Here is a 24,592-nt window from a genome sequence, read left to right as displayed (position 1 = left end):
TGTATAGTTATGTCCGCTTGCTAAGTTCCACTGCGGAACGTTGGGATCATGAGCCTTCATGGCTCATTCATCTAAGACAGAGACTGGAGCAGGCAATGGCGGAAAATACCGCTGAGTTTATGATGGAACTATAGATAAATATTTGCTTCAGATGGCCGGCGCCTGCTACCGAGGATGCCGGTCATCCTCTTTTATTATTGTCTCTATAATTTATCATTAAAGGATATATGAACCTAGAGATGAAATAACTATAATGGAGTTTATAAAGGTTGTTCGCTTTTGATCACGAAGTAACTCTGAGAGCTGATTCGGCGCCGGATTTTAAATTCAGCCTGAGGGCCCGCCTAAGCATATGCTTGCGAATACCTGTTTCCTATGAAAACATCTTAAATGCTCACGCAGGATTCATCCCGGCCAGAACCGTGTTGATGAAGGGGACTACTGAAGACCTCTCAGGAGTTTCACGCAGGATTCATCCCGGGCAGAACCGTGTTGATGAAGGGGACTACTGAAGACATTTCAGGAGTTCACGCAGGATTCATCCCGGGCGGAACTGTGTTGACGAAGGGGATTACTTGAGACCTCTCATATGTTCACGCAGGTTTCGCCCAGCTCCTCGGTCCCTGGCTTCGTTGAGCGGAAGCATTTTGGAAAAACGCATGTCGGAAGCATATGCTGCGGTACTGAAAGTCGAACTTTTTGCACTCGTATTTATAGTTAATGAAGGGGATGGATGGAATAGAATGGCTACAATTAAGGATGTGGCGAAATTAGCGGGGGTTGCATTGTCAACCGCTTCTTATGCGCTGAGTGGAGATCATAGAGTCAGCGCTAAGACCCGGGAGAAAGTCATTGAAGCGGCAAGGCAGCTGAATTATCACAAGAACGGTTTTGCCATGGATTTAAAGCGTAGCCGCACGAATACCATTGCTCTGATTCTGGCGGACTTGTCGGGTCCTTTCTACTCGGAGCTGATCCGAAGTGTTCAGGAGGTAGCCTTATCCAACGGTTACGATCTGATCGCTTGCAGCTCAATCGGAGAAAGAGACTCAACGGCGGTTCGTTTTTTACGTGAGAAAAGGGTGGATGGAGCCGTCGTGCTGGCTTATAACATGACTGATGAAGTATTACAGGCTTCAGCTGGACCCAATTTCCCAATTATTGCAATGGACCGGGTCATCTCAGGTGAAGGTTTGGTCAGCATTATTGTGGATGGAGAGTCCGGAGGATATGAGGCAACTCGCTACTTAATCAATAAGGGGCATCGTAAGGTTGCTTATATCAGCGGTCCTTCCAATTCTTTTGCGAATTCGCTTCGGTACCAAGGGTTCCTGCGAGCTATGAAGGAGGCCGGGCTTGAGGAGCAGGCTAAGTGGCGGCTTAGCGGGGGATTCATTCGGGACGGCGGATATAGGGCGACGAAGATGATGTTGATGCAGGGGGAACTGCCAACAGCCATATTCTATGGAAATGATGAGATGGCGATTGGCGGACTTAAGGCTTTCGAAGAAAGTGGAATAAGGGTGCCGGAGGATATATCCATTATTGGATTTGATGACATCGAATTGACGGAATTTATTCGGCCGCCGCTTACTACTATACGTCAGCCAATGTATGAGTCCGGTTCATTAGCGGGTCATTTGCTGTTTCAAATGCTGAACGGTGAGAGCGTGAATGAGTCCTATAAGCTAAATGTTCAAATCATTGAGCGTCAATCTGTCTCTGCACCGGCGAAGCATAATAGTTCCGTATAGTATAACTACTGGCTAGCGAAATGGGCTTGAAATTTTCGTTGCCGGAATGACGATAAGGCTAAGGTGATGAGTCGTACATCGTAAATTTCGAAGGCGTACGCTCAAATGGTAGCTGGCTCATGCGACATTTCGGCTCCAGGCAAGCTAAAAACGATTATTTATGGAGAATTCAAATTTCCTCTCGAAACGTTTCGATTTTAGTGGTAACTTATTAATGTAGAACATGAATTTATAAAGATATTAATAAATCAAAACGATTCGCAATGAGTGGAGGAATTCATCCGTGACAAGTCAACGTATTAGTCAATTAGTGAAGGAGATGACGCTGGAGGAGAAGGCGGCCCAGCTATTGCAACTCGCAGCTACTTTCTATGAAGACGGAGATGGGCAGATTACCGGACCGATGGAATCGCTGGGCATTGGCGAGACAGAGGTTAATTATGCCGGATCAGTGCTAGGCATCTCGGATCCTGAGAAGATTATTCAAATACAGCAAGCTTATTTAGCCCGGAACAGACTCGGAATTCCGCTTCTGTTCATGGCGGATATTATTCATGGATTTAAGACGATCTTCCCGATTCCGTTAGCGATGGGCAGTTCCTGGGATTTAGAGCTGGCGGAGAGAAGTGCTGAGGTAGCGGCCAGGGAGGCGGCGGTGTCAGGCTTGCATGTGACGTTCGCCCCGATGGCGGACCTCGTCCGTGATCCACGATGGGGTCGGGTGATGGAGTCGACGGGCGAAGACCCTTATTTGAATGCTCTCTTTGCAAGGGCAATGGTTCGTGGATTCCAAGGAGAGGATTTGACGCATGAAGTTGATCGTGTCGCTGCTTGTGTGAAGCATTTCGCCGCTTATGGACTGGCTGAGGGCGGCCGGGATTATAACACGGTTGATCTGTCTGAACGTAGTTTGCGTGAGTATTATTTGCCAGCCTATAAAGCAGCGCTGGAGGAAGGCTGTGAGATGGTGATGACGTCGTTCAATACGATCGACAGCATTCCAGCAAGCGGCAACCGCAAATTAATGCGTGATCTGCTGCGCGGCGAGTGGGGCTTTGATGGAGTGCTTATATCGGACTGGGGGGCGATCGGAGAGCTGATTCCCCACGGCGTAGCCGAGGATGAGCGCGAAGCAGCACTGAAGGCAGTCATCGCCGGAGTTGATATTGAAATGATGACGCCGGCCTATGTACATCACATTCCGCAGTTGGTGGCAGAAGGATTGGTTGATGAGGCGCTGGTTGATGAAGCGGTTACGCGCATTCTGGAGCTAAAGGAGAAGCTGGGACTGTTTGACAACCCGCTCCGCGGCGCTGATCCCGAGGCAGCGCGGGAAGTTGTATACTGTGATGAGCACCGCCGGATTGCGCAGGAGCTGGCTGCGAAGTCCTGTGTTCTGCTTAAAAATGAAGGGATACTGCCGCTGCGCCGTGAGCAGAAGATCGCGGTTATCGGGCCATTCGCCCAGAGCGGAGACATCCTGGGCTCCTGGTCCTGGGCGGGGTCGCGGGAGACGGCGGTGCAATTAGGTACGGCCATGCAGAAGCTGGCTGGTGCGGATCAGATTGCCCTCGCGGAGGGCAGCGATATCATGTCCATCAGTGAGCAGCAGCTGCAGCAAGCCCAGGCCGCAGCGCAAGAGGCTGATGTGATCGTCCTGGCCCTGGGCGAAGCCTCTGCAATGAGCGGCGAGGCAAGCAGCCGCAGCGATATCCAGCTTCCGAAGGCTCAGCTTGAGCTTATTCAAGGGATGAAGCGTCTTGGGAAGCCGCTTGCTGTCGTGCTGTTTAATGGTCGTCCACTCGACCTGCATGGGGTTATAGATCAAGCGGATGCTGTGCTCGAGGCCTGGTTCCCGGGCAGTGAAGGGGGCGCAGCCATCGCCGATCTATTGTATGGGGGAGTCAACCCTTCCGGGAAACTGACGATGTCATTCCCTTATGCGGTTGGACAAGTTCCGGTTTATTATAATCACTATAATACGGGTCGTCCGAAACCTGCGGAGGATACGGATGGGCAGTATGTGTCCAAATATTTAGATATTCCTAATGCGCCACTACTGCCTTTTGGCTACGGATTAAGCTATACGACATTTGAATATGGTTCGCTGGAATTGTCTTCTGAAAAGATGACGTCGGAGGCAGCTATTAAAGTGTCCATAGAAGTTCGCAATATCGGCGAAGTGACAGGGATCGAGACGGTTCAGCTCTATGTCCGTGATATTTCCGGTGAAGTAGTGCGGCCTATGAAAGAGCTTAGGGATTTCCGCAAGATTGAACTGGCTCCAGGGGAAACGGCACAGGTTGTATTCGAGCTTGGCGAGGAGCAGCTTCGCTATTATCATAGCGATCTGTCCTTCACCAGTGATGCTGGAAAGTTCGAAGTCTTCGTTGGGCCAAACAGTCGTGATACTAGGCAAGCCGGATTTCATCTCGTTAAATAAAGCGATATAAAAGCGATAGCAGATTTATATACAGCCGCTCTGTGCAGTTTTCTCGCATGGAGCGGCTGTAATTCATTTCACGGTGTGTAAGCCCTTTATTTCATATACTCAAGAAGAGAGGCAGAAGGAATGGGAACGGTAGGGAGGGATGGAAATGAATGAGCAGCAGAAGTACCGGATTATTATGCAGGGGATGCGCAGCGGCAATGTGGCGGAGACCTGCAAGGAATTTGGCATTTCCCGGACGCTGTACTATCGCTGGTACCATGCTTATATCCGTCAGGGTATGGCCGGTCTGAGCGAGAAGCCGCGCCTGCCGGTGATGCCAAATCAGGTGGATCGCAGGACAGAGCGGATGATTCTGCAATATGTGGTGCGCTCCCCGGAGGATGGGCCAAGACGAATTTATTATGAGCTGCAGGAAGAAGGCATCCGTACGGGAGAATCGGGAATATATAATGTGCTGCGCAGACATGGACTCAGCCGCAGGGGGGAACGAGAGAAATTTGCTGAAGAGATCAAGAGCCGGAAGGGAAGCCGTGGCCGAAGATCTGATTCCGGTCAAAGCGCGGACAACCGACAGCTTCATTCAATGCGGCCCAAGGGTGAGAGGCATCCTCAGCTGGATTACCGAATGGAAGATGCGGAGCATGCTTATCCCGGATATATCTGCCTGCAGACCATTCAATATTTGGGCAAATTCCCGGAGGTGGGGAGAGTATATCAATATATTATTCTTGATTCTTACTCCAGACTGGCTCTCGTTAAGCTGTACAATCAGAGGTCGTCGATCAACCTGATCGATTTCATGCGCTTCAGGATCATGCCGCTGCTTCGAACCTTTCATCTGAAGATAGACCACCTGGTCACGAATAAGAGCCAGGAATTTTCAACCGCCTGGGAGCGGGGGACGCATAAGTATACGGATTATTTACATAAGCATGACATTCATTTCATAGCGTATAGTGCCGATCATTCCGAAGTATTCCAGCCCTTGCATGAGTTCACAGGCGTATTGATGAACCGGTTCTACCAGCCGCTTTGGCATGAAGGAAGCCCATCTTCCTTCAATTCGCTCGAACAGTGTCTTGATCAGTATATGAAGCACTATAACTACGTTCGCCCTCTGGAAGAGGGGGGAAACAGGGGCAAAATTCCTTCGGATATTGTGCTGGACTCCAGAGGAATACAGGAGCCGCTGCCATTATGGCTGTATACGAGGAGATGAGTTATTTTGGCGGGAAGAGAAGGGCATATCGGAATTGTTGGGGCGGGCATCTCCGGATTATCCCTAGCTTATGAGCTGGAATTAAGGGGGTATCGCTCCGTCACCGTTATGGAGCAGGCTGACCGGGTGGGCGGCAAATGCTGCTCCATTGAATATAAAGGTCGGACCTATGAGATGGGCGCTTTGATCGGCTTGCCATCCTACGGAATGACGATGGAGTATATGAAGAGATTTGATCTGCTGGAGAAGGGGCCGCTGTTAGACAGAGGTTTCTTCCACCCGCATGGAGGCAAAATCTCGCAGATTCCTATCGAGCAGATGCCTGATTTCGCTCGTGAGTTCAAACGTCTGCCAGCGCTGATGAGCCGCTATGAAGCTGTCAGAGAACCTGGGTTCAAGCCAATGCTACCTGAACTATGCAAGCCGTTCTCTACCTGGTGCAATGAGAATGGGCTAACTGTGCTAAGGCAAGTATTTATGCATTATTTTTGCGCCTTCGGCTTCGGCAATATAGATGATGTACCGGCGGTATACGTCTTGAAGCTGCTCAATTACGATAATTTGGTGTCATTTATTGAGATTACGCATATGATCTCCTGGCCGAACGGTGTCACCGAGCTGACGCGAAGAATGGCAGACCGGGTCTCTGATCTGAGATTGACCTGTGAAGTACAGCAAATCCGCAAGGAGGATACGGGCAGGGTTAGAGTGGAGACAAATCAAGGGCCGCTATTTTTTGATAAAGTGATCTATACCGCTCCCCTGCAGGGCTTTGCCCATAGAACCGAGTTAACCCGCGAGGAAGGGGAGCTGTTCAAGAGTATCAGGGACGAGAAATTTCGCGTCTATGCCTACAGGGTAGATCATATGCCCAAGCTCTCCGGATACATTCCCGGCAATATGGGACTTGGGTCCAGAGGGCAAATGATGGCGTGGTATTACAGATGGGCAGACCTGGCCGAGACCGATCTGATCACGGTTTATGTAGCAGAGAATGAGCGCATGAGTGACGCGGAAATGCGTGAAAATATCGAGTCTACACTGGCAGGGCTTGGCGGTGAGAATATCCGGCTGTATATGATGAAACGGTGGAATCACTTTCCGCATGTGGATACAGCGGCGCTGGAGAGCGGGTTTTATGAGCGGCTTGAAAGTATGCAGGGGAAGTATGGTATTTATTTTGCAGGCGAAATTATGAACTTTCCGACGCTTGAAAATTGTATCCATTATGCTAAAGCACTAGTGGACCGTTATTTTTGAACTAGTCGTTAATTGTCGAATTATGCGAATATTTTACTTTCAAGTCGTGTTTACAGATAAATGATGAATTTCCCGTGTTATACACGGATTTTAGAATGGAAAAGCAAGGATAAGCATAGTGTTAACCTATCTCCAAAGCAATGTCTACGAAGCCTATAAGGACGGGCCTTCTCGGGATTTGATAGCTTGGTCATGAATCGATATATTCAAAGCGAGAAGCGAATACATCGATGAAAGAGGAGGCTAATACAATGTTCCTATTTGAGGCAATGCCTTGGTATTCTATCGTGATGTGGTTTGTTGTGCTTGCCGGCTTGATGCTGGTAAATGAACTGGCGCGAATGAGTAAATGGGTTTCTCTGGCTCTCTTCCTGGTGCTGCCAGTTGTGCTGACGATTGCGGTATGGCCAAACACGGCGGGGGAAGGTTCAAGCGTGGGCACCTGGTTCCACTGGGTTAAGGTCTATTCAGCGCTTGCTGGTTGTCTAGGATTTATGGCTTTAAGATTCATGAAGGGGATGGACAAAAATAAATACATGCTGATGTTCCCGGCGATTATTCTAGCGATTAACATTCTTGAAGCCGTTATTCGGGATTTTCAGGTATATAGCCTGAACGGAATGGTAGACGGCGTTATGATGATTGGCGGTCCATGGAACATCATGAACGGTATCGCCGGCTTGCTGAATATTATTACGATTTCCGGATGGATGGGCATTGTAGTCAGCAAAAGCCGCTCCCGGGACATGGTCTGGCCGGATCAGCTCTGGTTCTGGATTATCGCCTATGATATCTGGAATTTCGCTTATGTGTACAATTGCGTATCCGACCATTCTTTCTATGCCGGTGCTGCCCTGCTTATCTCTTGTACGATTCCGGCATTCTTCTTCAAGAAGGGGGCCTGGCTGCAGCATCGCGCCCAGACGCTGGCAATTTGGATGATGTTCACGATGTCCTTTCCGGCATTTGTAGGTGAATCCAAGTTCGCGGTGCAATCTTCACATAGCGAGACGGCATTATGGGTCGTCAGCGGTTTGTCCCTGGCAGCGAATATTGCTGTATTCATCTATCATATCTATAAAATTACGAAGCATAAGCGCAATCCGCTCAAGGTTGAAGTGTATAGCGATTTGAAGGCATACAAGGCGGTCGCTGAGCAGAACTAATGATCCGATCATGAAAAAGAAGAAGCTGCGCCTTATAGGTGCAGCTTCTTTCTATTTTAACGTTTTGACCCTGCTTCTTATAGTCCCAATGCTTTACCCTTTTCAAGGCGCCGGATCTGCTGCTCGCCGGTCTCTGCCAATTCCCTGAATTGGATGATCGTATCCCGCATTTTAGGAAGCGCCTCCTGCTTGTAGGTACTGATCGAATCAAAGGCTTCAATCACATCCGTGAAGGCCTGCTTAAGCGTATCCACGGAAATCGACGATTCCAGCGCCTGCTTCTGGATGGCTGCCCCCTGATCCTTCAGCATTTTGGAGGTGCCGCTGATCAAATTATTAGTCGTCTCATTAAGCAGTTCGATCTTCTTCAACACGATGCGCTGGTTATAGAGGGCGCTTGCAACCGTAACGGATATTTTCAGGGCCGATACTGTCACATTACGCGCTCTATCTACGCCGCGGATCAATTCCTTATTGTTTCGGATGACAACCTCGATCGCCATAATGCCTTGCTGATTGACGACCAGCATCTGCTGCAGGTCCATTAAGCGCTGGCGTAGTGGGAATAAGACTTCCTCGGTAATGAAGCGAATTTTCTCTTCCGATTCCATGCGTGCTTTTGCCGCTTCGAGCTGGGTTTCGATCTCCTGATCCATGTATGAGCCGAGTTGAATTTCCTTTTGCAGCTTCTTGGTCAGTTCTCTTAATGCCTGTTGTTCGAATTCCAGCGTCGTATTGTCGTTCTTCAGGATGGTCTTGCCCTTTTCCAGGGAGACAATGATATCGGAGATGACGGAGTCAGCTCTTTGAAATTTGGCGAAATAGGCTCGCAGCGGGTTAAAGAACATGCCGAGAATACCGCTCTTGGCAAAATCGATGGCGCTCGGGTCCAAATCTTTGAGCTGCAGCTGCAGTTCGGTTAAGCCCTTGGCTACCTGGCCGCCCTCATCGCCGGTCTTGGACAGGTTCCCTACGGATACATGCAGCAATGCATTTTTCTCCGAAGAGGTTCTCATCGTATTTATACCGAAGGTATCGATGGATTGCAGAATCTCCTTCCGCTTCTCTAAGGAGTCCAAATCAAGGTCGAGAATCGCCGACACGTTATTTGTTGCCAGCACTTTAAGCTCTGTTACTTCCTCCGGCTCCGGTTTGACCTGTTCTTCAATTGCGTTCTTCAATTCCTCCGGGCTGACTACTTCCATGGAAAATGACATTTCAACCTCTCCCTATATCAAAATTTACATTTGCACATTTAATAAGTTGCCTATTTTATACACAACGTCATCTGTATCCGCATTGATGCTAGCTGCTTCGTTAATGCTGGAAATGGTCTGAAGCGCCTGGATATTTGCAGTATATCCAATGGTGTATATAGGGATTTTATAGGTCTCGATCAGCCCACGGATATCTTTGAGAGAATGGCCTTCATTGGTCTCTCCGTCGCTTAGGACGAAGATCAGCGGCTTTACGTCAGGGTTAGCGGATATTTGATCCTGCAGCATCTTCATGGCGACCACAATTGCGTCGAAGGTAGCTGTTCCGCCGCCAGCCTGCAGGCTGTTAATCGCACCAACAAACATGGATTGCTGATTCGTATCATAGATACCAATTGGTAGGTTAATCGTTACATCGTCAGAGTAGGAGACAAGACCAATGCCGTTATCTCTGCCCAGAAATTTCTGACCTTGCAGCAGTGATTCCTTCAGTCTTCTTAGCGGTTCTCCATCCATACTGCCCGATACATCGGCTACGAAGACTGCGGCGATCGGCTTATTGCCGTTCTTCTTCTCCTTCCACAGCTTCTGGGCTGCGGACAGGGTATTGCCGTCGACCGGTTTCAGCTCTGAGCGATAATCTTCCAAAATGTTGAAGCCTTTGTCCTTGCCCAAGCTTTGATATTTATCCTGCTTGGCGAATTTGGCGAATTCCTTGATGATGTCCAGCTTCTCCTTGGGCAAATCGCCAAGCGCGTACAACGGGCTGTCATGTCGCACGCCAAAGGGGGTGAATTCATAGCCGCCCTTCAGATCTGCCGCATTTGCATAGAGCTGATACTCAAGCACAAAGGAATCCAGAGCGCCAGTTTTGGCCGCATCGCGCATTTGCAGAGTTGTGGAAGCAATAAACGGCACGTTGGCCTGGAATTTCTCGAAGCCTTGAACCGCAGTGTCTCCAAGAAGGTTCGAGCTGTCAAAGGTGGAGAGTGCTGTGACCAGGAAATTGAGTCCAGTCGAGCTGGCAAAGGGGTCCGTATAACCCATGGACAGCTCATTATCGGCTATCGCATCCGTAATGGTCTTCACATTAACGGCGCCGTACTTCTCTACAAGCTCACTGTACTTGGCCTTACTGGTTACAATTCCGGCGACATTGCCCACAAGTCTCTCCGTCACCATCTCGGCTTTGATCCCTTGTGCCTTAACCATCTCACCCCATAGCTCATTGGAAGGGGTGAAGGCGTCGGGGATATATTTCCCGGAGCGAATGTAATCCGTGGCGGTACCTGAAGCGATATTGCGAATTTTGACCGAGGCGGTCTGACCGTTGACTGAGATTTGAGCTTTGTTGAACTCCTCAGCAACCTCATTTAGCCAATCGTCGGATCCTGTCCCGGATTTCTCAGGGGAGGAGAAGATCTCAACGAAGCTATCCGTTGTATTGTCCACCGTAATCGGGAACTTGGATATATCGGGCAGGGAATCAGCGATATTAACCGGATCAAGATCGATCTGTCCCTTTACCGGTTCCGCGTTTGTTATGCGAATTTTGTTATAGAGCTTCTCCAGCCGCTTCGAGGCATCCTCCGTAGTGATCTGCGTCTCGGATTTGCCGATATTGGAGGTCAGATTGATTCCGAAATAGACCAAGGCAAATACGACCACCGCTATGATTGCAAGTACTATAAATGATTTTCCTCTTCTCGCCATTCTCATCTCCCTTTCATTGCTTATAAAATTTAGTCTGATTAATCAGTGCGTCGATCTCTTTCATACAAGGCATTTCCTCGACATCCTTATAATCCGTGCTGCCTAGCTGTGTGATCTCCAGCAGGAGCTTATCAAGCTTCAGCAAAATCTCTTCGTTTGCACCAATGTAGCCTCTGATCGATGCTATATATTCATCGTATAAGAGCTTCTTCTCCTGAATCAGCCTGTTGGAGAAGCGTCCGGAGGCTTGCTGATTGGCCAGGCCGGAGAATTCCGAAGCATCAAATACGCTCAGCTTATTAAGAAGACCTCTAACATTGAGATAAAATAATTTCTCAACCTCGTTGATCACAGAATTAAATTTCTTATAACTTAGCTCGGTCGAATCAAATCGCTGTCCAAGGACCTCCATCAAGGTTCCTTTCTTCTTCTCGATCCGCTCGAGCTGATCCAGGGACAGGACAATATCGCTCTTCAGCGGAGTGATGCCCCTATAATGATACAGCGCCTCTATGTAATCCTCGTGTATAATTATGTCTTTAACGGGTGTCGGGGCAGGAGGTTTAAAGAGCAGGCTATAGCTCCCATTGAGCAGGACAAGAAAACTAATGACCAGCAGCGTTACGCCGAGGGCAGTCTGGAGAACGCTATCTCCGCCTATGCGCAGTCCAATGAGCCCTGGGGATAAGATAATGACATTCAGGAGCACAATTCCGACGATAAGTCCTAACAATTTGGGAAGCTTCGAGTTATTCAAATGCCACACCTCCTTTGCTAATACCTAGATTATTGCAGCCCATAAAAGGCTATGTCGCAAAGCTTTTTTTTAATTTTAGCAGATATTAACTGCAATGGCTCCTAAATATTTGTAATCAAGAGCCACCCGGGGCCTGTGTTAGTTATTACGGGATTAAGGAATCATTGTTTCAAAAATTTGAATTGTTTAAATTGAACTAATGATTGTAAGGCATTTATAAAAAAAGCGATTCCATGGAATAAATTCCATAGAACCGCTTGCTTCTTCTTAAATATGCATATGAATCAACTCTCAAAAGGTTTCATATTAAGCGTGTCAACCTTCTCGCCGGAAATATCGAGGCCCATTCGCTTCGTAATATCACGATAGTGGCCGGCACGGCGCTGCACAGGACTTCCCTCGGTCTCCCCGAGATTGGTCTCCAGCCCGTTCAGCACCATGATCGTAATGCCAAACCCTGGACGATCCAGCCCGAGCTGCTTTTCCTGGGCATTCGGTTTCCATCTGCCGACCATGACATCATGCGCGGATGGCTTTGGCGCTTGCGGTGTCATCCAGAATAGAATGGCAGTCATATAGCCGATTTTACCGTCGGCGGCCACGATCTCGGGGTTATCGAGCAGGATGCTCTTATCTCCATAAATAATCGAGCTGAACAGGCCATAGTTGAAGTTCCAACTTAGCATAATCGGGCCGCGGCCGTAATAACGTTTGCCTGCTGTTCCGGGGAACAGCTTGGCACTGGCCGGATCAACGAAGGCATCCATATTGGCGCCAGTTCTTCCCGCGATATTCTCATTCCAGAACAGTCCCCATTTGAGCGGTCCGCCAGGCGCGGTCGCCCATCCCCCGCCGGTTTCGTGCGATAGATTTGCCAAAAATGCAGCCAGTTCACGCTTGCGGTCTTTCTTGAACCCTTCCTTCAGGAAGGTCCCGCAGTCGACGATGACCGTATCGATCGGCTTGATTTTGTTCGCAGGTGAATTGAAGTCGTCGGAGCGAAGGACAAGCGTCTCGACCTTGGCTTCTTTATCCAGTCTGTAAATTTCCTGGGCGGTGCTCCCTGCACGGGTGCTGATTTTAATCTTGATATTTGATACTTCCGCAACAGCATTTAATAGATTATCATAGGAGAAATAGTCGCTTTGATCGGCTTTGAAGTATTCTTTGCCATCAGCTACCTTGAACCATTCCTTGGAGCCGAGGCGATAGGGAAACAGATCTTCGAAATCCTGCTTGGTCAGGAGGTTTTTTACCGCTTCAATCGCTTTGTCCGGCAAATAATCCGGATCAAGGTCCTCCCATTCCTGGGCGATATCTTTGCGGCTTAACAGACGATTCTCGCCGACAGCAAGGAAACTTCCTTCATATTGCACCGGTTGAATAATAGGGGAGGAGGCCGTCTGGCTGACTGCTGCCGTCATGTTGGTCAGCTCCGAGGCGTGCGCCGAGAGGGGAACAGCCAGCAGTGAAATACATAGAGATAAAGTGGTTGCAGTACGTAATGCAGTGTGAATCAAAGGATACTTCCGAACGGACATGCGCATTCTCCTTTTTCACTTTTTTGGATAACGCTTACATGGTAGCAATGCGCATTTTTTTTGTATATAGGCGAACTTGCCCATGAAGATTTGCGAGTGTGTCGTTCGGCATATACGATCAGGTGAGGAGGAATGACTATCAGCAGGGGTGTTGTTGTAGAATAGAATCGTCCTTTATGTCGAAGCAGTGTTTGATCATTCTGGAGGCCTAAGACTTGGATATTACCCTAACGACCGTGTATATAGGCTAATTGAACGTGGGATAAAATCCTATTCTATTAGGGGGAATATTTTATAATCCTCGGTTAGGTACCCTATTTCACAATTAATTGTTAAAATGTAGGGGAGAGCAGTGTGCAACAGATTAAACAGAAATTATTTCTAATAAAAGTAGGTCATTCACATGGATCAAGATAAACAAAGATTGAGTATTGAGGCAGCAAGATTATATTATTTATCGGATTATAGCCAGATCGATATAGCCGCCAAGCTGGGGGTCTCCCGTCCGACGGTGTCCCGGCTGCTGCAATATGCGAAGGAGCAGGGCTATGTGCGGATCGATATCTCTGACCCTTTGGAGGATTTGAACGATCTTGGCGCTCGTCTTAAACAGAAGTACGAACTGGAAACGGTGCTAGTCTGTTATTCGCCAGTGAATGAGTACAAGGAGATCCAGAAATATATCAGCAAGGCTGCGGCCGATTATCTGCACGAGACGGTTCAGGATACGGATATTATCGGGGTCTCCTGGGGAAGAACGATGCATGTTGTCGCGCTTCAGCTCCAGCAGAAGCAGGTCCGTGGCGTCGAGGTTGTGCAGCTTAAGGGGGGCATCAGTCATTCCCATGTCAATACGTATGCAGCGGAGACGATGAACCTGTTCGCTGCGGCTTACCATACGATTGCGCGGTATTTGCCGCTCCCGGTTATTTTCGATAGCGTAGCGCTGAAGGAGATGGTGGAGAAGGATCGCCATATTCACCGTATTATTGAGCTTGGCAAGCAGGCGAATATAGCTGTATTTACAGTCGGGACCGTGAATGATGACGCGCTTTTGTTCCAGTTGGGGTATTTCAGTGAGGAAGAGAAGCAACTGCTGCAGACCAAGGGAATTGGCGATATTTGCTCGCGCTTCTTTGATGCCGAAGGCCATCTGTGCAGCGAAGAGATTAACAATCGAACAGTAGGTATTGATTTGTCGGACTTGAAAAATAAAGAGAAATCGATCCTTGTTGCCGGGGGACAGCGCAAGATCGACGCGATTCGCGGCGCACTTGTCGGCAAATACGCCAATATTCTGGTGACGGATCAATTTACTGCCCAGGCTTTGTTACAATAGAACGATCCTCGTTGGATGAAGGAGATGGAGCTTATTCTTTTGCTCAATACCTTGTCTAACGGGGATTTTTTGTATGGGTTTTGTACAAAATACTGGGGCAGGGCTGTGTTCACAATATTGAGATGAACATAATTTCAATAGCATATTTACATTTGTTCAAGCTGCATGTTATGATACCCATGTAGTTAATTAAGGCAATTCAGTAATACATGAATTAAGAATAGAAGGGGTGTTACAGCATGAACATAGCACGTATGATTGACCATACGCTGTTGCGTGCAGATGCGACACAAGCAGAGATTTCTAAATTGGTAGAAGAGGCGAAGCAATATCAGTTTGCGTCTGTATGTGTAAATCCGACATGGGTATCTTATTGTGCTGAGCAGCTTGCCGACACAGAAGTAAAGGTATGTACTGTTATCGGGTTCCCGCTTGGCGCAACAACCTCCGAAGTGAAAGCATTCGAGTCGAAGAATGCGATCGACAATGGTGCGAAGGAAATTGACATGGTCATTAATATCGGCCAACTGAAGGCTGGCAACGATGCTTTTGTACAGCAAGATATTGAATCGGTTGTGCAAGCGGCTTCGGGCAAAGCGCTAGTGAAGGTCATCATTGAAACTTGCTTGTTAACGGATGAAGAGAAAGTGCGTGCCTGTGAATTGTCCGTGAAGGCAGGCGCTGATTTCGTGAAGACTTCGACTGGTTTCTCTACAGGCGGGGCGACACCTGCGGATGTTTCATTGATGCGCAAAACAGTTGGTCAAGAAGTAGGCGTGAAGGCCTCTGGCGGTGTTCGTAATCTCGAAGATGTGAACAAGATGATCGAAGCGGGCGCATCTCGTATCGGTGCCAGCTCTGGTGTAAGTATTGTGAATGGATTAACTTCATCATCTTCTTATTAAAATAGCGGCGTGCTTCATTGGAGGCCAGAGGTATTTCGATGAAGCACCTCTCAAAGAGGAGGAATGGCTTATGAAAGATAAATTGATTCAAGAGGCATTAGAGGCGCGTAAGACGGCATATACGCCATACTCTCATTTTCAAGTTGGGGCAGCGGTATTAGCAGATGGCGTTATCTATCGCGGCTGTAATATCGAGAATGCATCCTATGGTTTGACCAACTGTGCTGAACGGACCGCCATTTTCAAGGCTGTCTCGGAAGGCAAGAAGAAGATTGAGGCTGTTGCGGTGGTTGCAGATACGGAAGGTCCGGTATCTCCATGCGGAGCCTGTCGGCAAGTACTTGCTGAATTTTGTGATAGCGATACCAAGATCTATTTGACAAATCTTAAGGGGCATACGGAGGAATGGTCGATGTCCCGCTTGCTGCCTGGAGCTTTCTCGGCTGCGGATATGGATAAGGAGAATGATTAATTCATCTCCTATATGTATTTTGTAAGCGGTAACAGAAAAATACTAATTTTACATGTTCAAAAAGGATGCTTTTCAGCATCGGGGAGGTTGAATAGAGCTGGGGACGAAAGGAGTTCCCGCAGGCCTTATCTGCGTTACAGCTGTAGTAAATATTATGTACCACAGGCGTGGGCAAAAACTGCGTGAGCATCGGAGGGCCCGGCTGAAATTCAAGCTCCATTGTCCAATAAGCATTCGGTGTTACTTCGTGTTAAATATAGAATTTATGGTTGTCAGCCAGGCTGATGAAATTCTATATCGCAAGAAAACCTGCCTTTGAATCGCGGTCGCTGATCCTTGAATGACTTCGATTGGTTTCTTATCAAAAGTAGACTTTTTGAACAACTATCTAATATACAACTAAATAACATGCTCAAGCGTAGGGGGAACATCATGAAATATGTTATTGCGATTATCGGTCTGCTTGCAGTCTTTGGCCTCACTTACATCACGAGTAAAGATCGGCGTAACATACGCTATCGACCGCTTGTGCAAATGATCGTTCTACAGGTCATTCTTGCATTTTTGTTGCTTAATACCAGTATCGGCGAGTTTCTGATCAGAGGTTTTGCCTCGATCTTTGAATCTTTGCTGGCCTATGCGGCGGAAGGGATCAACTTTGTATTTGGCGGTATTGCTAATGAAGGACAAGCACCGTTCTTCCTGACTGTATTGCTGCCCATCGTGGTGATCTCCGCTTTAATCGGTATTTTGCAATATACGAAAATATTGCCTTTCGTGATTAAGTACATTGGTCTGGTGTTAAGCAAAGTTAACGGTATGGGTAAATTGGAGTCCTACAACGCGGTTGCCTCCGCGATTCTGGGCCAATCCGAGGTATTTATATCGGTGAAGAAGCAAATTGGCTTGCTGCCGGAACGGCGCTTGTATACATTGTGCGCCTCCGCGATGTCAACGGTATCCATGTCTATTGTCGGCGCATATATGACAATGATTGAGCCGAGATATGTGGTGACAGCGCTTGTCCTGAATCTGTTTGGCGGATTTATCATCGCATCGATTCTGAATCCGTACAGAGTGTCCAAGGAAGAGGACATCCTTGAAGTGCAGGAAGAAGGCAAGCAATCGTTCTTCGAAATGCTCGGCGAGTATATTATGGACGGATTCAAAGTGGCGATTGTTGTTGCCGCCATGCTGATCGGCTTTGTGGCCCTGATTGCCCTCGTAAACGGCATTTTCGGCAGCGTGTTCGGGATTACGTTCCAGGAGCTGCTTGGATACGTGTTTGCACCGTTTGCCTTCCTGATGGGAGTGCCTTGGAAAGAAACAGTCGATGCCGGAAGCATTATGGCGACGAAGATGGTAGCTAACGAATTCGTAGCGATGCTGGACTTAAGCAATATGACGACGCTGTCTCCGAAGACGGTCGGGATCGTCTCGATCTTCCTTGTCTCCTTCGCGAACTTTTCATCGATTGGTATCATCGCCGGCGCTGTCAAAGGGCTGCATGAGAAGCAGGGGAATGTGGTGGCCCGGTTCGGCCTGCGTCTATTATATGGCGCAACGATGGTAAGCGTTTTGTCTGCGATCGTGGCGGGCATCTTCCTGTAAGCAACAGTCCAGAAGGTTTGTATTCAAGAGCGAATTAGTTTACCTTTTAATTGTAAAGAGCGTTCCCGGAAGTCCGTATCAAACAGATGTGGACGCCTGCGAATTGCTTATATTTAAGTGCGAGTTCAAGGAGATCGATGTGTAAGCAGCGAAAACCCGCTGAACAACCCTACAGGGATGTTTCCTGATATGTAATCAGCAGCGGGCAGAATTCTTGAACGACCTCTTTAAAAAAGGGAAGGGGAATACCACATGAAATCTTTCAAACGAATTCACCTGATTGTGATGGACTCGGTAGGTATAGGAGAAGCGCCGGATGCAGCGCAATTCGATGACGTAGGCGCGGATACATTCGGACACATCGCGGAGCAATGCGGTGGACTGAACATGCCTAATATGGCGAAGCTTGGATTGTCTAATATTCGCCAGATACCAGGGGTAAAAGCAGCGGACAAGCCTATGGCTTATTACTGTAAAATGCAGGAGACATCCCGCGGGAAGGACACGATGACAGGCCACTGGGAGATCATGGGTCTATACATCGATACTCCGTTTCGCGTGTTCCCGGATGGATTTCCCGATGAACTGATCCAACGGATTGAAGAGAAGACAGGCCGCAAGGTGATTGGCAACAAGCCAGCCAGCGGTACAGAGATTATTAAAGAGCTAGGGGAAGAGCATGTGAAGACCGGGGCGTTGATCGTATACACTTCCGCTGATTCAGTGCTGCAAATTGCGGCGCATGAAGAGGTTGTTCCGCTTAAGGAACTGTATGAGATTTGCGAGTTCTGTCGGGAAATCACAAGAGATGATCCTTACATGCTGGGAAGAATTATCGCTCGTCCGTTCGTGGGTGAGCCCGGCAACTTCACACGTACGGCGAACCGCCATGATTATGCGCTCAAGCCTTTTGGCCGCACGACGATGAACGAATTGAAGGATCAGGGTTATGACGTGATTTCTTTGGGCAAGATCTCCGATATCTATGATGGCGAAGGCATTACGAAGGCGATCAGAACCAAGTCCAATATGGACGGTATGGACAAATTTATCGCCACTCTAGATGAATCATTCACAGGCCTTAGTTTCATTAATCTAGTTGACTTTGATGCCCTGTTTGGCCATCGCCGCGATCCGCAAGGATACGGTCAAGCGTTGGAGGAGTACGATGCTCGCCTGCCTGAGGTATTCGCTAAGCTCGGTGAGGACGACTTGCTGCTGATTACAGCCGACCACGGCAATGATCCAACTTACAAGGGAACCGACCATACGCGTGAATATGTGCCGCTCTTGGCTTACTCGCCACGCTTTACCAATGGCGGACGCGAGCTTCCGCTGCGTCGTACATTCGCCGATATTGGCGCTACTGTTGCCGATAATTTCGGCGTGACGCTTCCCAAGTATGGCGAGAGCTTCTTGGCTGATTTGAAATAATTGATCATTGGAGGAACGAGAAATGAGTGTACACATTGGTGCGAAGCAAGGCGAGATAGCAGAGACAATATTGCTGCCGGGGGACCCGCTCCGGGCGAAGTTTATCGCGGAGACGTATTTCGAGGACATTTCCTGCTATAACGAGGTACGTGGAATGTTGGGATTTACCGGAACCTATAAAGGCAAACGCATCTCGGTGCAGGGCACAGGCATGGGAATTCCGACTACAAGCATTTATGTGAATGAGCTTATCAGTGAATATGGCGTAAAAAATTTGTTCCGGGTAGGCACCTGCGGCGCAATGCAGGAGCATGTGCATGTGCGTGATGTTGTGCTTGCGCAGGCATCTTGCACGGACTCCAGCATGAACCGTCATGTGTTTGGGGGATATGACTTCTCCCCAATCGCCAGCTTCCCATTGCTGAAGGCTGCCTATGACAACGGTGTTGCTAAAGGCTTGAACCTGCATGTCGGCAATATCTTCAGCTCGGATATGTTCTATCGCGATGACAAATCCATCGTGCAGAAGCTGATGGACTATGGCGTACTTGCGGTAGAGATGGAGACAACGGCTCTGTATTCTCTGGCTGCCAAATTCGGGGTTAGGGCGTTAACAATTCTGACCGTCAGCGACCATCTGCTGACAGGGGAAGAGACAACGTCACAAGAGCGTCAGACGACTTTCCACGATATGATGGAGGTTGCGCTGGAAACAGCTATTTCTCTGTAAGAGGTTGGTTGAGCAAGTTCGATTTTGATTTTGAGGTAGCTTCCCCCATCTTCCCGGTGCTGAAAACTGCGCTTTGTGAATACGCACTGCAAGATCGTCTTTACAACAGTAAGAGCTTGGGACATACATCAGGGCATACAACAATACTCTTGGAGAGCGAGGAAATCGATAATGAGAATGGTTGATTTGATTGCGAAGAAACGGGACGGCAAAGAGCTGACGACAGAGGAGATCAACTTTGTTATTGAAGGTTACACGAACGGAGACATTCCGGACTATCAAATGAGCGCCTTTGCTATGGCGATATATTTCCGCGACATGACAGAACGGGAGCGGGCCGATCTGACCATGGCAATGGTGAATTCCGGAGATACCATCGATTTATCGGCGATTGAAGGTGTTAAGGTAGATAAGCACTCCACCGGCGGCGTAGGTGATACGACCACCCTTGTTCTGGCACCTCTTGTAGCTGCGCTGGATATTCCGGTTGCGAAGATGTCCGGTCGCGGACTTGGACATACAGGGGGCACCATCGACAAGCTGGAATCGATCGAAGGATTCCATGTGGAGATCAGCAAGGACGAATTCGTAAGTCTGGTTAACAATCACAAGATTGCGGTTATCGGTCAGACCGGTAACCTTACTCCGGCAGATAAGAAGCTATATGCGCTGCGTGACGTTACGGCAACTGTTAATTCCATTCCATTGATCGCCAGCTCGATTATGAGTAAGAAGATCGCTGCCGGTTCAGATGCGATTGTCCTGGACGTGAAAACCGGCGCCGGCGCCTTTATGAAGACACCGGAGGATGCGAAGGAGTTGGCTCATGCCATGGTTAGCATCGGCAACAATGTCGGGCGCAAGACGATGGCTGTAATCTCCGATATGAGCCAGCCGCTCGGTCGCGCGATCGGCAACTCGTTAGAGGTACAGGAAGCGATTGATACGCTTCGCGGACATGGGCCGGAGGATCTTGAGGAATTGTGCCTCGCCCTCGGTAGACAAATGGTATACCTTGCCGGCAAAGCCTCTTCGTTAGAGGATGCAGAGGAGCAGCTGAAGGAAGTTATTCGCAACGGCAAAGCGTTGGATAAATTCAAGGAATTTATCGCGAACCAAGGCGGGAATTCGGAGGTTGTAGATCATCCGGAGAAATTGCCACAAGCCGCATACCGGATCGAAGTTCCGGCCCGGGAAGACGGCGTCGTAGCGGAGATTGTGGCCGATGAGATCGGAACGGCAGCTATGCTGCTTGGCGCAGGCCGCGCAACCAAAGAATCCGAGATCGACCTTGCTGTAGGTCTGATGCTGAACAAGAAGATCGGCGACGCCGTGAAGGCGGGCGAATCCCTGGTAACGATTCATGCGAACCGCGAGAAGGTGGACGATGTGATCGAAAAAATCTACGCCAATATCCGCATCGCTAATCATGCCGAAGCTCCGGTGCTGGTGCACGAAATCGTGACGGAGTAAATGATTGGCGGGAAGCTGGTAATTAGTAACCTAGGAACATAATGACGCGCGAGCGCCAATCACGCGAGCAGAATCCGGGCAGATGCCTAGGATTCTGCTCGTTTTTTGTGCGCCAGCTCGCGGCGCATGATGTTTGGCCGCATGAAGCCGTCGGCCTACTATTGGCTTGTCGGCTGGCCCTGGGGTTGCCCTGTCGCTAAAAGAACTATTGATGCACCACCGCAGCTGCTCCATCCCAGCTGCTCCTATCGCTAACGGAACTATGGCTGTCTGACTCGCCAACTAACCGCCCCATCGCAGTTACCCCCCCACGCAAACGGAGCTATCGCTATCTGTCCCGCCAACTAACCGCCTCATCCGCAACGGCCCCGGTCGCTAATTGGAGCTATCGCTATCTGGCCCGTCAACTAACCACCCTATCGCAGCAGCCCCCATCGCAAACGGAGCTATCGCAGTCTGTCCCGCCAACTAACCGCCTTATCCGCAGCGGCCCCGGTCNGATGCCCCCCCGCAGCTCCTCCATCCCAGCCTCTCTTATCGCTAACGGAACTATGGCTGTCTGCCCCGCCAACTAACCGCCCCATCGCAGTTACCCCCCCACGCAAACGGAGCTATCGCTATCTGTCCCGCCAACTAACCGCCTCATCCGCAACGGCCCCGGTCGCTAATTGGAGCTATCGCTATCTGGCCCGTCAACTAACCACCCTATCGCAGCAGCCCCCATCGCAAACGGAGCTATCGCAGTCTGTCCCGCCAACTAACCGCCTTATCCGCAGCGGCCCCGGTCGCTAACGAAACTACGACACGCTATTGCCGCGAAACCGGGGCAGTTTCAAATCTAACGAAACATCATATCGTTATTTGCCTCCAAAACAGGCCAAAACCCGGCAAATTCACGAAATAACGTTACCCTGTTTCGTTAGAATTTTTAAGTGGCCAATTTTGCCCGAATAGCGATTGCCAGTTTCGTTAGAATGGCAGGGGTTCCTCATAGAATGTCGAATCATCCTTATATAAGGGGAATATTGTATTTTTTGGGTTAGCATACTTCTGTTGTCGGGAGGAATAGTTAGTGCAGTTTATAGCCCATATTCGCGAAAGCGATGGTCACATTCAAACGGTCGAGGAGCATTTACTTGAGGTCATGAAATTGGCGGAGAGTTATGGAGTGAAAATGCAAATTAAGCATATCACCGGACTGGCAGGTTTGCTGCATGATTTAGGTAAGTACACCCATCGGTTTGTGGAATACATACTAGCTGCGACCGATCTTAACTCTACGGATAAGCCGAGAAGAGGCGAGGTCGATCATTCAACAGCCGGAGGTAAGCTGTTATTCGATTTTTTCCACAATAAGAATCACGATTCTTATAAGATCATTCTTGCAGAGATCGTTGGCAATGCAATCATCTCGCATCACTCCTATTTGAAGGATTTCTGTGGTCCAGACTGGGAGTCGGAATATTTGAAGCGGGTTAAGGAAAAAGTGGCAGGATTAGAGGAATACGAGCTAAGTAAAGAGATTTTTTTCGAAAATGTGATGAGCGAGCGCGAGTTTAATGATTATGTAGATCGTGCGGCGGCTGAGCTTGAACAATTCCTTCAACAGAATAATCCCCAGAACTTTGAATTAAATTGCATGTTTCTAACTAAGTTTATATTCAGTATTTTGATCGATGCAGATCGCACGAATACGAGGTTATTTGAAGCGAATCAGCCCGATGAAGAAGAACTGGACACTAATAAGCTTTTTACCCTTTATTACACCAGATTGATGAATCACATATCCGAATTGAAAGATCGGGAGGACGCAGATTCAAACATTAATCAGTTAAGAAGCAGAATGTCTGATCTATGTGAGCGTTTTGCCTTGAATCCATCGGGGATATACACATTGTCCATTCCTACCGGAGGAGGGAAGACGCTGGCTAGTTTGCGTTACGCACTAAGACATACCCAGGAGTTCGAAAAGCGAAGAATCATTTATGTGTTGCCATACACAACGATTATTGAACAAAATGCTGAAGAAATCCGCAGGATTCTGGATGATCGGGACCATATTCTGGAGCATCATTCAAATGTGGTAGAAGATGATATTCAAGATGAGGACGATGAGTTGCAGGATGGTTACGTAACAGCCGGGCAACGGTTGAAACTGGCTAAAGACAACTGGGATGCACCTATTATTTTTACGACGATGGTACAATTTCTGAATGTGTTCTATGCAAAGGGCAGCCGCAATATCCGCAGACTTCATAATCTATCTAACGCTGTTATTATTTTCGATGAGGTTCAGAAAGTGCCTACGAAATGCGTCTCCCTCTTTAATTTGGCGCTTAATTTTTTAAAAGAGTCTGCTGGGTCAAGTATTGTGCTCTGTACGGCAACCCAGCCTGCACTCCATTATGTAGAGAAGGAACTACACCTGAATCAAGAACCTGAAATGATCACCTCTATTGATGATGTAATCGAGGCTTTCAGGCGTGTGGAAATTGTGGATCGTACGACGGAGCCCTTTAATACGGAACAACTAGCCGAACTTGTCCTTGAACGCATTGATGACCCGAATGACATCAATAATGTATTGATCATTTTAAATACGAAGACGGTTGTTAAGAAGCTGTATAACCGAATGAAAAAATGGGGGACTTCGATCCCGATCTATCATCTTAGCACATCCATGTGCTCGAAGCATCGGAGCGATATATTAGACAAGGTTAAGGAGCATTTAGCAAAGGAAGAGAAGGTCATTTGTGTCAGTACGCAGTTAATTGAGGCCGGGGTGGATATCAGCTTCGACTGTGTTATTCGTTCTTTGGCTGGTTTGGATTCCATTGCGCAAGCAGCGGGAAGATGCAACCGTCATGGAAAAGATCCATTGCGTCAGGTGTATGTCATCGATCATATAGAGGAGAATCTAAGTAAACTGCCCGAGATTGAGGCCGGGAAGCGTATTGCTCGGAACCTGCTTATAGATTTAAGACGCGATTCAAGTGCCTACGGGGGGCATTTGCTGTCCCGATCGGCAATGGAACTGTATTTTGAAAGTTTCTATATGGAACAGGCGGCAGATCTTGATTATGACATAAAAGAATTAAATAGAAGGAAGATGACGGAACTGCTATTTGGTCCCAAAGGCGACTCTGACTCTTATTACTCGGCTTATAGACGCAATAAAGGTATAAATCTTCCCCTAATGCTGGCCAATAGCTACGGAACTGCTGCTAAGTATTTCGAAGTCATTAAGCAAGCAACAACATCGGTGATTGTCCCTTATGGTGAGGGGGAACAGGTCATCACTGATTTGAGCGGAACTCCTTCTGTTGAGGATCTAACCACAATATTACGTTCTGCACAACAGTTTACAGTTAATTTGTACTGTCACGAGTTTGAACAGTTGAATGAGAATGATGGAATCGATAGCTACTTTGAAGGGCAAGTGTTGGTTTTGCGTGAGCGGGCCTATAGCAAAGAATTTGGCTGTGACCTTGAAAATGATAGCTCCATGGCCTTCCTAGGCTATTAATCTGGGAAAACCTATCTTCGCTG

General features: G+C 48.3%; 18 protein-coding genes. 14 read left to right on the top strand and 4 right to left on the bottom strand.

All coding sequences use genetic code 11. The features are described from left to right. Positions 1-743: 743 nt before the first annotated feature. The 5 genes from BN1360_RS25305 to BN1360_RS25285 all read left to right on the top strand — a co-directional run bounded on the left by BN1360_RS25305 (position 744) and on the right by BN1360_RS25285 (position 7,851). Positions 744-1,754, top strand: a complete 1,011-nt coding sequence (locus tag BN1360_RS25305; protein WP_068782709.1) for a LacI family DNA-binding transcriptional regulator — start codon at positions 744-746, stop codon at positions 1,752-1,754. Positions 1,755-2,037: 283 nt separating this feature from the next. After that, the gene (gene bglX / locus BN1360_RS25300; protein ID WP_068782637.1) at positions 2,038-4,197 is read left to right on the top strand and encodes a beta-glucosidase BglX; all 2,160 of its coding nucleotides are present in this window, start codon (positions 2,038-2,040) and stop codon (positions 4,195-4,197) included. Positions 4,198-4,351: 154 nt separating this feature from the next. Further along, positions 4,352-5,425 (top strand): helix-turn-helix domain-containing protein, encoded by a 1,074-nt coding sequence (locus BN1360_RS25295; RefSeq protein ID WP_068782636.1) that lies wholly within the window; start codon positions 4,352-4,354, stop codon positions 5,423-5,425. 6 nt (positions 5,426-5,431) lie between these two features. Further along, positions 5,432-6,685 (top strand): FAD-dependent oxidoreductase, encoded by a 1,254-nt coding sequence (locus tag BN1360_RS25290; protein ID WP_068782635.1) that lies wholly within the window; start codon positions 5,432-5,434, stop codon positions 6,683-6,685. Positions 6,686-6,936: 251 nt separating this feature from the next. Continuing rightward, entirely contained in the window at positions 6,937-7,851 is a 915-nt protein-coding gene (locus BN1360_RS25285; protein ID WP_068782634.1) for a DUF5692 family protein, read from the top strand. Positions 7,852-7,928: 77 nt separating this feature from the next. Here BN1360_RS25285 and BN1360_RS25280 read toward each other — a convergent pair whose 3' ends face one another. From BN1360_RS25280 to BN1360_RS25265, 4 genes are all read right to left on the bottom strand, one after another. Then, positions 7,929-9,068, bottom strand: coding sequence for a toxic anion resistance protein (locus tag BN1360_RS25280; RefSeq protein WP_068782633.1), 1,140 nt, complete (start codon positions 9,066-9,068; stop codon positions 7,929-7,931). Between the two features lie 24 nt (positions 9,069-9,092). Next, positions 9,093-10,781: a vWA domain-containing protein gene (locus BN1360_RS25275; protein ID WP_068782632.1), complete on the bottom strand. Its 1,689-nt coding sequence runs from the start codon at positions 10,779-10,781 to the stop codon at positions 9,093-9,095. Positions 10,782-10,794: 13 nt separating this feature from the next. Next, positions 10,795-11,547, bottom strand: a complete 753-nt coding sequence (locus BN1360_RS25270) for a hypothetical protein (RefSeq protein ID WP_324254315.1) — start codon at positions 11,545-11,547, stop codon at positions 10,795-10,797. 275 nt (positions 11,548-11,822) lie between these two features. After that, a complete protein-coding gene (locus tag BN1360_RS25265) occupies positions 11,823-13,079 on the bottom strand; it encodes a chitinase (RefSeq protein WP_068782630.1) in 1,257 nt (418 codons plus the stop codon). A 403-nt stretch (positions 13,080-13,482) separates the two neighbouring features. On the opposite strand from BN1360_RS25265, the gene BN1360_RS25260 reads away from it, so the two are divergent. From BN1360_RS25260 to BN1360_RS25215, 9 genes are all read left to right on the top strand, one after another. Next, positions 13,483-14,418 carry a sugar-binding transcriptional regulator gene (locus BN1360_RS25260; protein ID WP_068782629.1) on the top strand — a complete coding sequence of 312 codons (936 nt, stop codon included), beginning with the start codon at positions 13,483-13,485 and terminating at the stop codon, positions 14,416-14,418. A 239-nt stretch (positions 14,419-14,657) separates the two neighbouring features. Beyond that, a complete protein-coding gene (deoC, locus tag BN1360_RS25255) occupies positions 14,658-15,323 on the top strand; it encodes a deoxyribose-phosphate aldolase (RefSeq protein ID WP_068782628.1) in 666 nt (221 codons plus the stop codon). Positions 15,324-15,393: 70 nt separating this feature from the next. Beyond that, positions 15,394-15,795 carry a cytidine deaminase gene (locus BN1360_RS25250; RefSeq protein ID WP_068782627.1) on the top strand — a complete coding sequence of 134 codons (402 nt, stop codon included), beginning with the start codon at positions 15,394-15,396 and terminating at the stop codon, positions 15,793-15,795. 432 nt (positions 15,796-16,227) lie between these two features. Beyond that, positions 16,228-17,406: a NupC/NupG family nucleoside CNT transporter gene (locus BN1360_RS25245; protein WP_068782626.1), complete on the top strand. Its 1,179-nt coding sequence runs from the start codon at positions 16,228-16,230 to the stop codon at positions 17,404-17,406. Positions 17,407-17,658: 252 nt separating this feature from the next. Then, positions 17,659-18,840: a phosphopentomutase gene (gene deoB / locus BN1360_RS25240; RefSeq protein WP_068782625.1), complete on the top strand. Its 1,182-nt coding sequence runs from the start codon at positions 17,659-17,661 to the stop codon at positions 18,838-18,840. Positions 18,841-18,862: 22 nt separating this feature from the next. Further along, the gene (gene deoD, locus BN1360_RS25235; RefSeq protein ID WP_068782624.1) at positions 18,863-19,570 is read left to right on the top strand and encodes a purine-nucleoside phosphorylase; all 708 of its coding nucleotides are present in this window, start codon (positions 18,863-18,865) and stop codon (positions 19,568-19,570) included. 8 nt (positions 19,571-19,578) lie between these two features. Further along, a complete protein-coding gene (locus tag BN1360_RS25230) occupies positions 19,579-19,755 on the top strand; it encodes a hypothetical protein (protein WP_195714311.1) in 177 nt (58 codons plus the stop codon). Next, the gene (locus tag BN1360_RS25225) at positions 19,742-21,043 is read left to right on the top strand and encodes a pyrimidine-nucleoside phosphorylase (RefSeq protein ID WP_068782623.1); all 1,302 of its coding nucleotides are present in this window, start codon (positions 19,742-19,744) and stop codon (positions 21,041-21,043) included. The genes BN1360_RS25230 and BN1360_RS25225 overlap by 14 nt, the downstream gene beginning before the upstream one ends. A gap of 1,072 nt (positions 21,044-22,115) precedes the next feature. Then, the gene (locus BN1360_RS25215; RefSeq protein WP_068782622.1) at positions 22,116-24,569 is read left to right on the top strand and encodes a CRISPR-associated helicase/endonuclease Cas3; all 2,454 of its coding nucleotides are present in this window, start codon (positions 22,116-22,118) and stop codon (positions 24,567-24,569) included. Positions 24,570-24,592: the final 23 nt, after the last annotated feature.

The organism is Paenibacillus sp. GM2 (assembly GCF_900069005.2).
Classification (GTDB): domain Bacteria; phylum Bacillota; class Bacilli; order Paenibacillales; family Paenibacillaceae; genus Fontibacillus.
Note: the sequence above shows the minus strand (reverse complement) of the source record. Positions and strands in the feature narration are given on the sequence as shown.

Excerpts from the sequence above, each read along its gene's own strand:
- BN1360_RS25305 (WP_068782709.1), top strand. The coding sequence starts at position 744 with ATGGCTACAATTAAGGATGTGGCGAAATTAGCGGGGGTTGCATTGTCA.
- BN1360_RS25295 (WP_068782636.1), top strand. The coding sequence starts at position 4,352 with ATGAATGAGCAGCAGAAGTACCGGATTATTATGCAGGGGATGCGCAGC.
- BN1360_RS25285 (WP_068782634.1), top strand. The coding sequence starts at position 6,937 with ATGTTCCTATTTGAGGCAATGCCTTGGTATTCTATCGTGATGTGGTTT.
- BN1360_RS25280 (WP_068782633.1), bottom strand. The coding sequence starts at position 9,068 with ATGTCATTTTCCATGGAAGTAGTCAGCCCGGAGGAATTGAAGAACGCA.
- BN1360_RS25275 (WP_068782632.1), bottom strand. The coding sequence starts at position 10,781 with ATGGCGAGAAGAGGAAAATCATTTATAGTACTTGCAATCATAGCGGTG.
- BN1360_RS25265 (WP_068782630.1), bottom strand. The coding sequence starts at position 13,079 with ATGTCCGTTCGGAAGTATCCTTTGATTCACACTGCATTACGTACTGCA.
- BN1360_RS25260 (WP_068782629.1), top strand. The coding sequence starts at position 13,483 with ATGGATCAAGATAAACAAAGATTGAGTATTGAGGCAGCAAGATTATAT.
- deoC (WP_068782628.1), top strand. The coding sequence starts at position 14,658 with ATGAACATAGCACGTATGATTGACCATACGCTGTTGCGTGCAGATGCG.
- BN1360_RS25250 (WP_068782627.1), top strand. The coding sequence starts at position 15,394 with ATGAAAGATAAATTGATTCAAGAGGCATTAGAGGCGCGTAAGACGGCA.
- BN1360_RS25245 (WP_068782626.1), top strand. The coding sequence starts at position 16,228 with ATGAAATATGTTATTGCGATTATCGGTCTGCTTGCAGTCTTTGGCCTC.
- deoB (WP_068782625.1), top strand. The coding sequence starts at position 17,659 with ATGAAATCTTTCAAACGAATTCACCTGATTGTGATGGACTCGGTAGGT.
- deoD (WP_068782624.1), top strand. The coding sequence starts at position 18,863 with ATGAGTGTACACATTGGTGCGAAGCAAGGCGAGATAGCAGAGACAATA.
- BN1360_RS25225 (WP_068782623.1), top strand. The coding sequence starts at position 19,742 with ATGAGAATGGTTGATTTGATTGCGAAGAAACGGGACGGCAAAGAGCTG.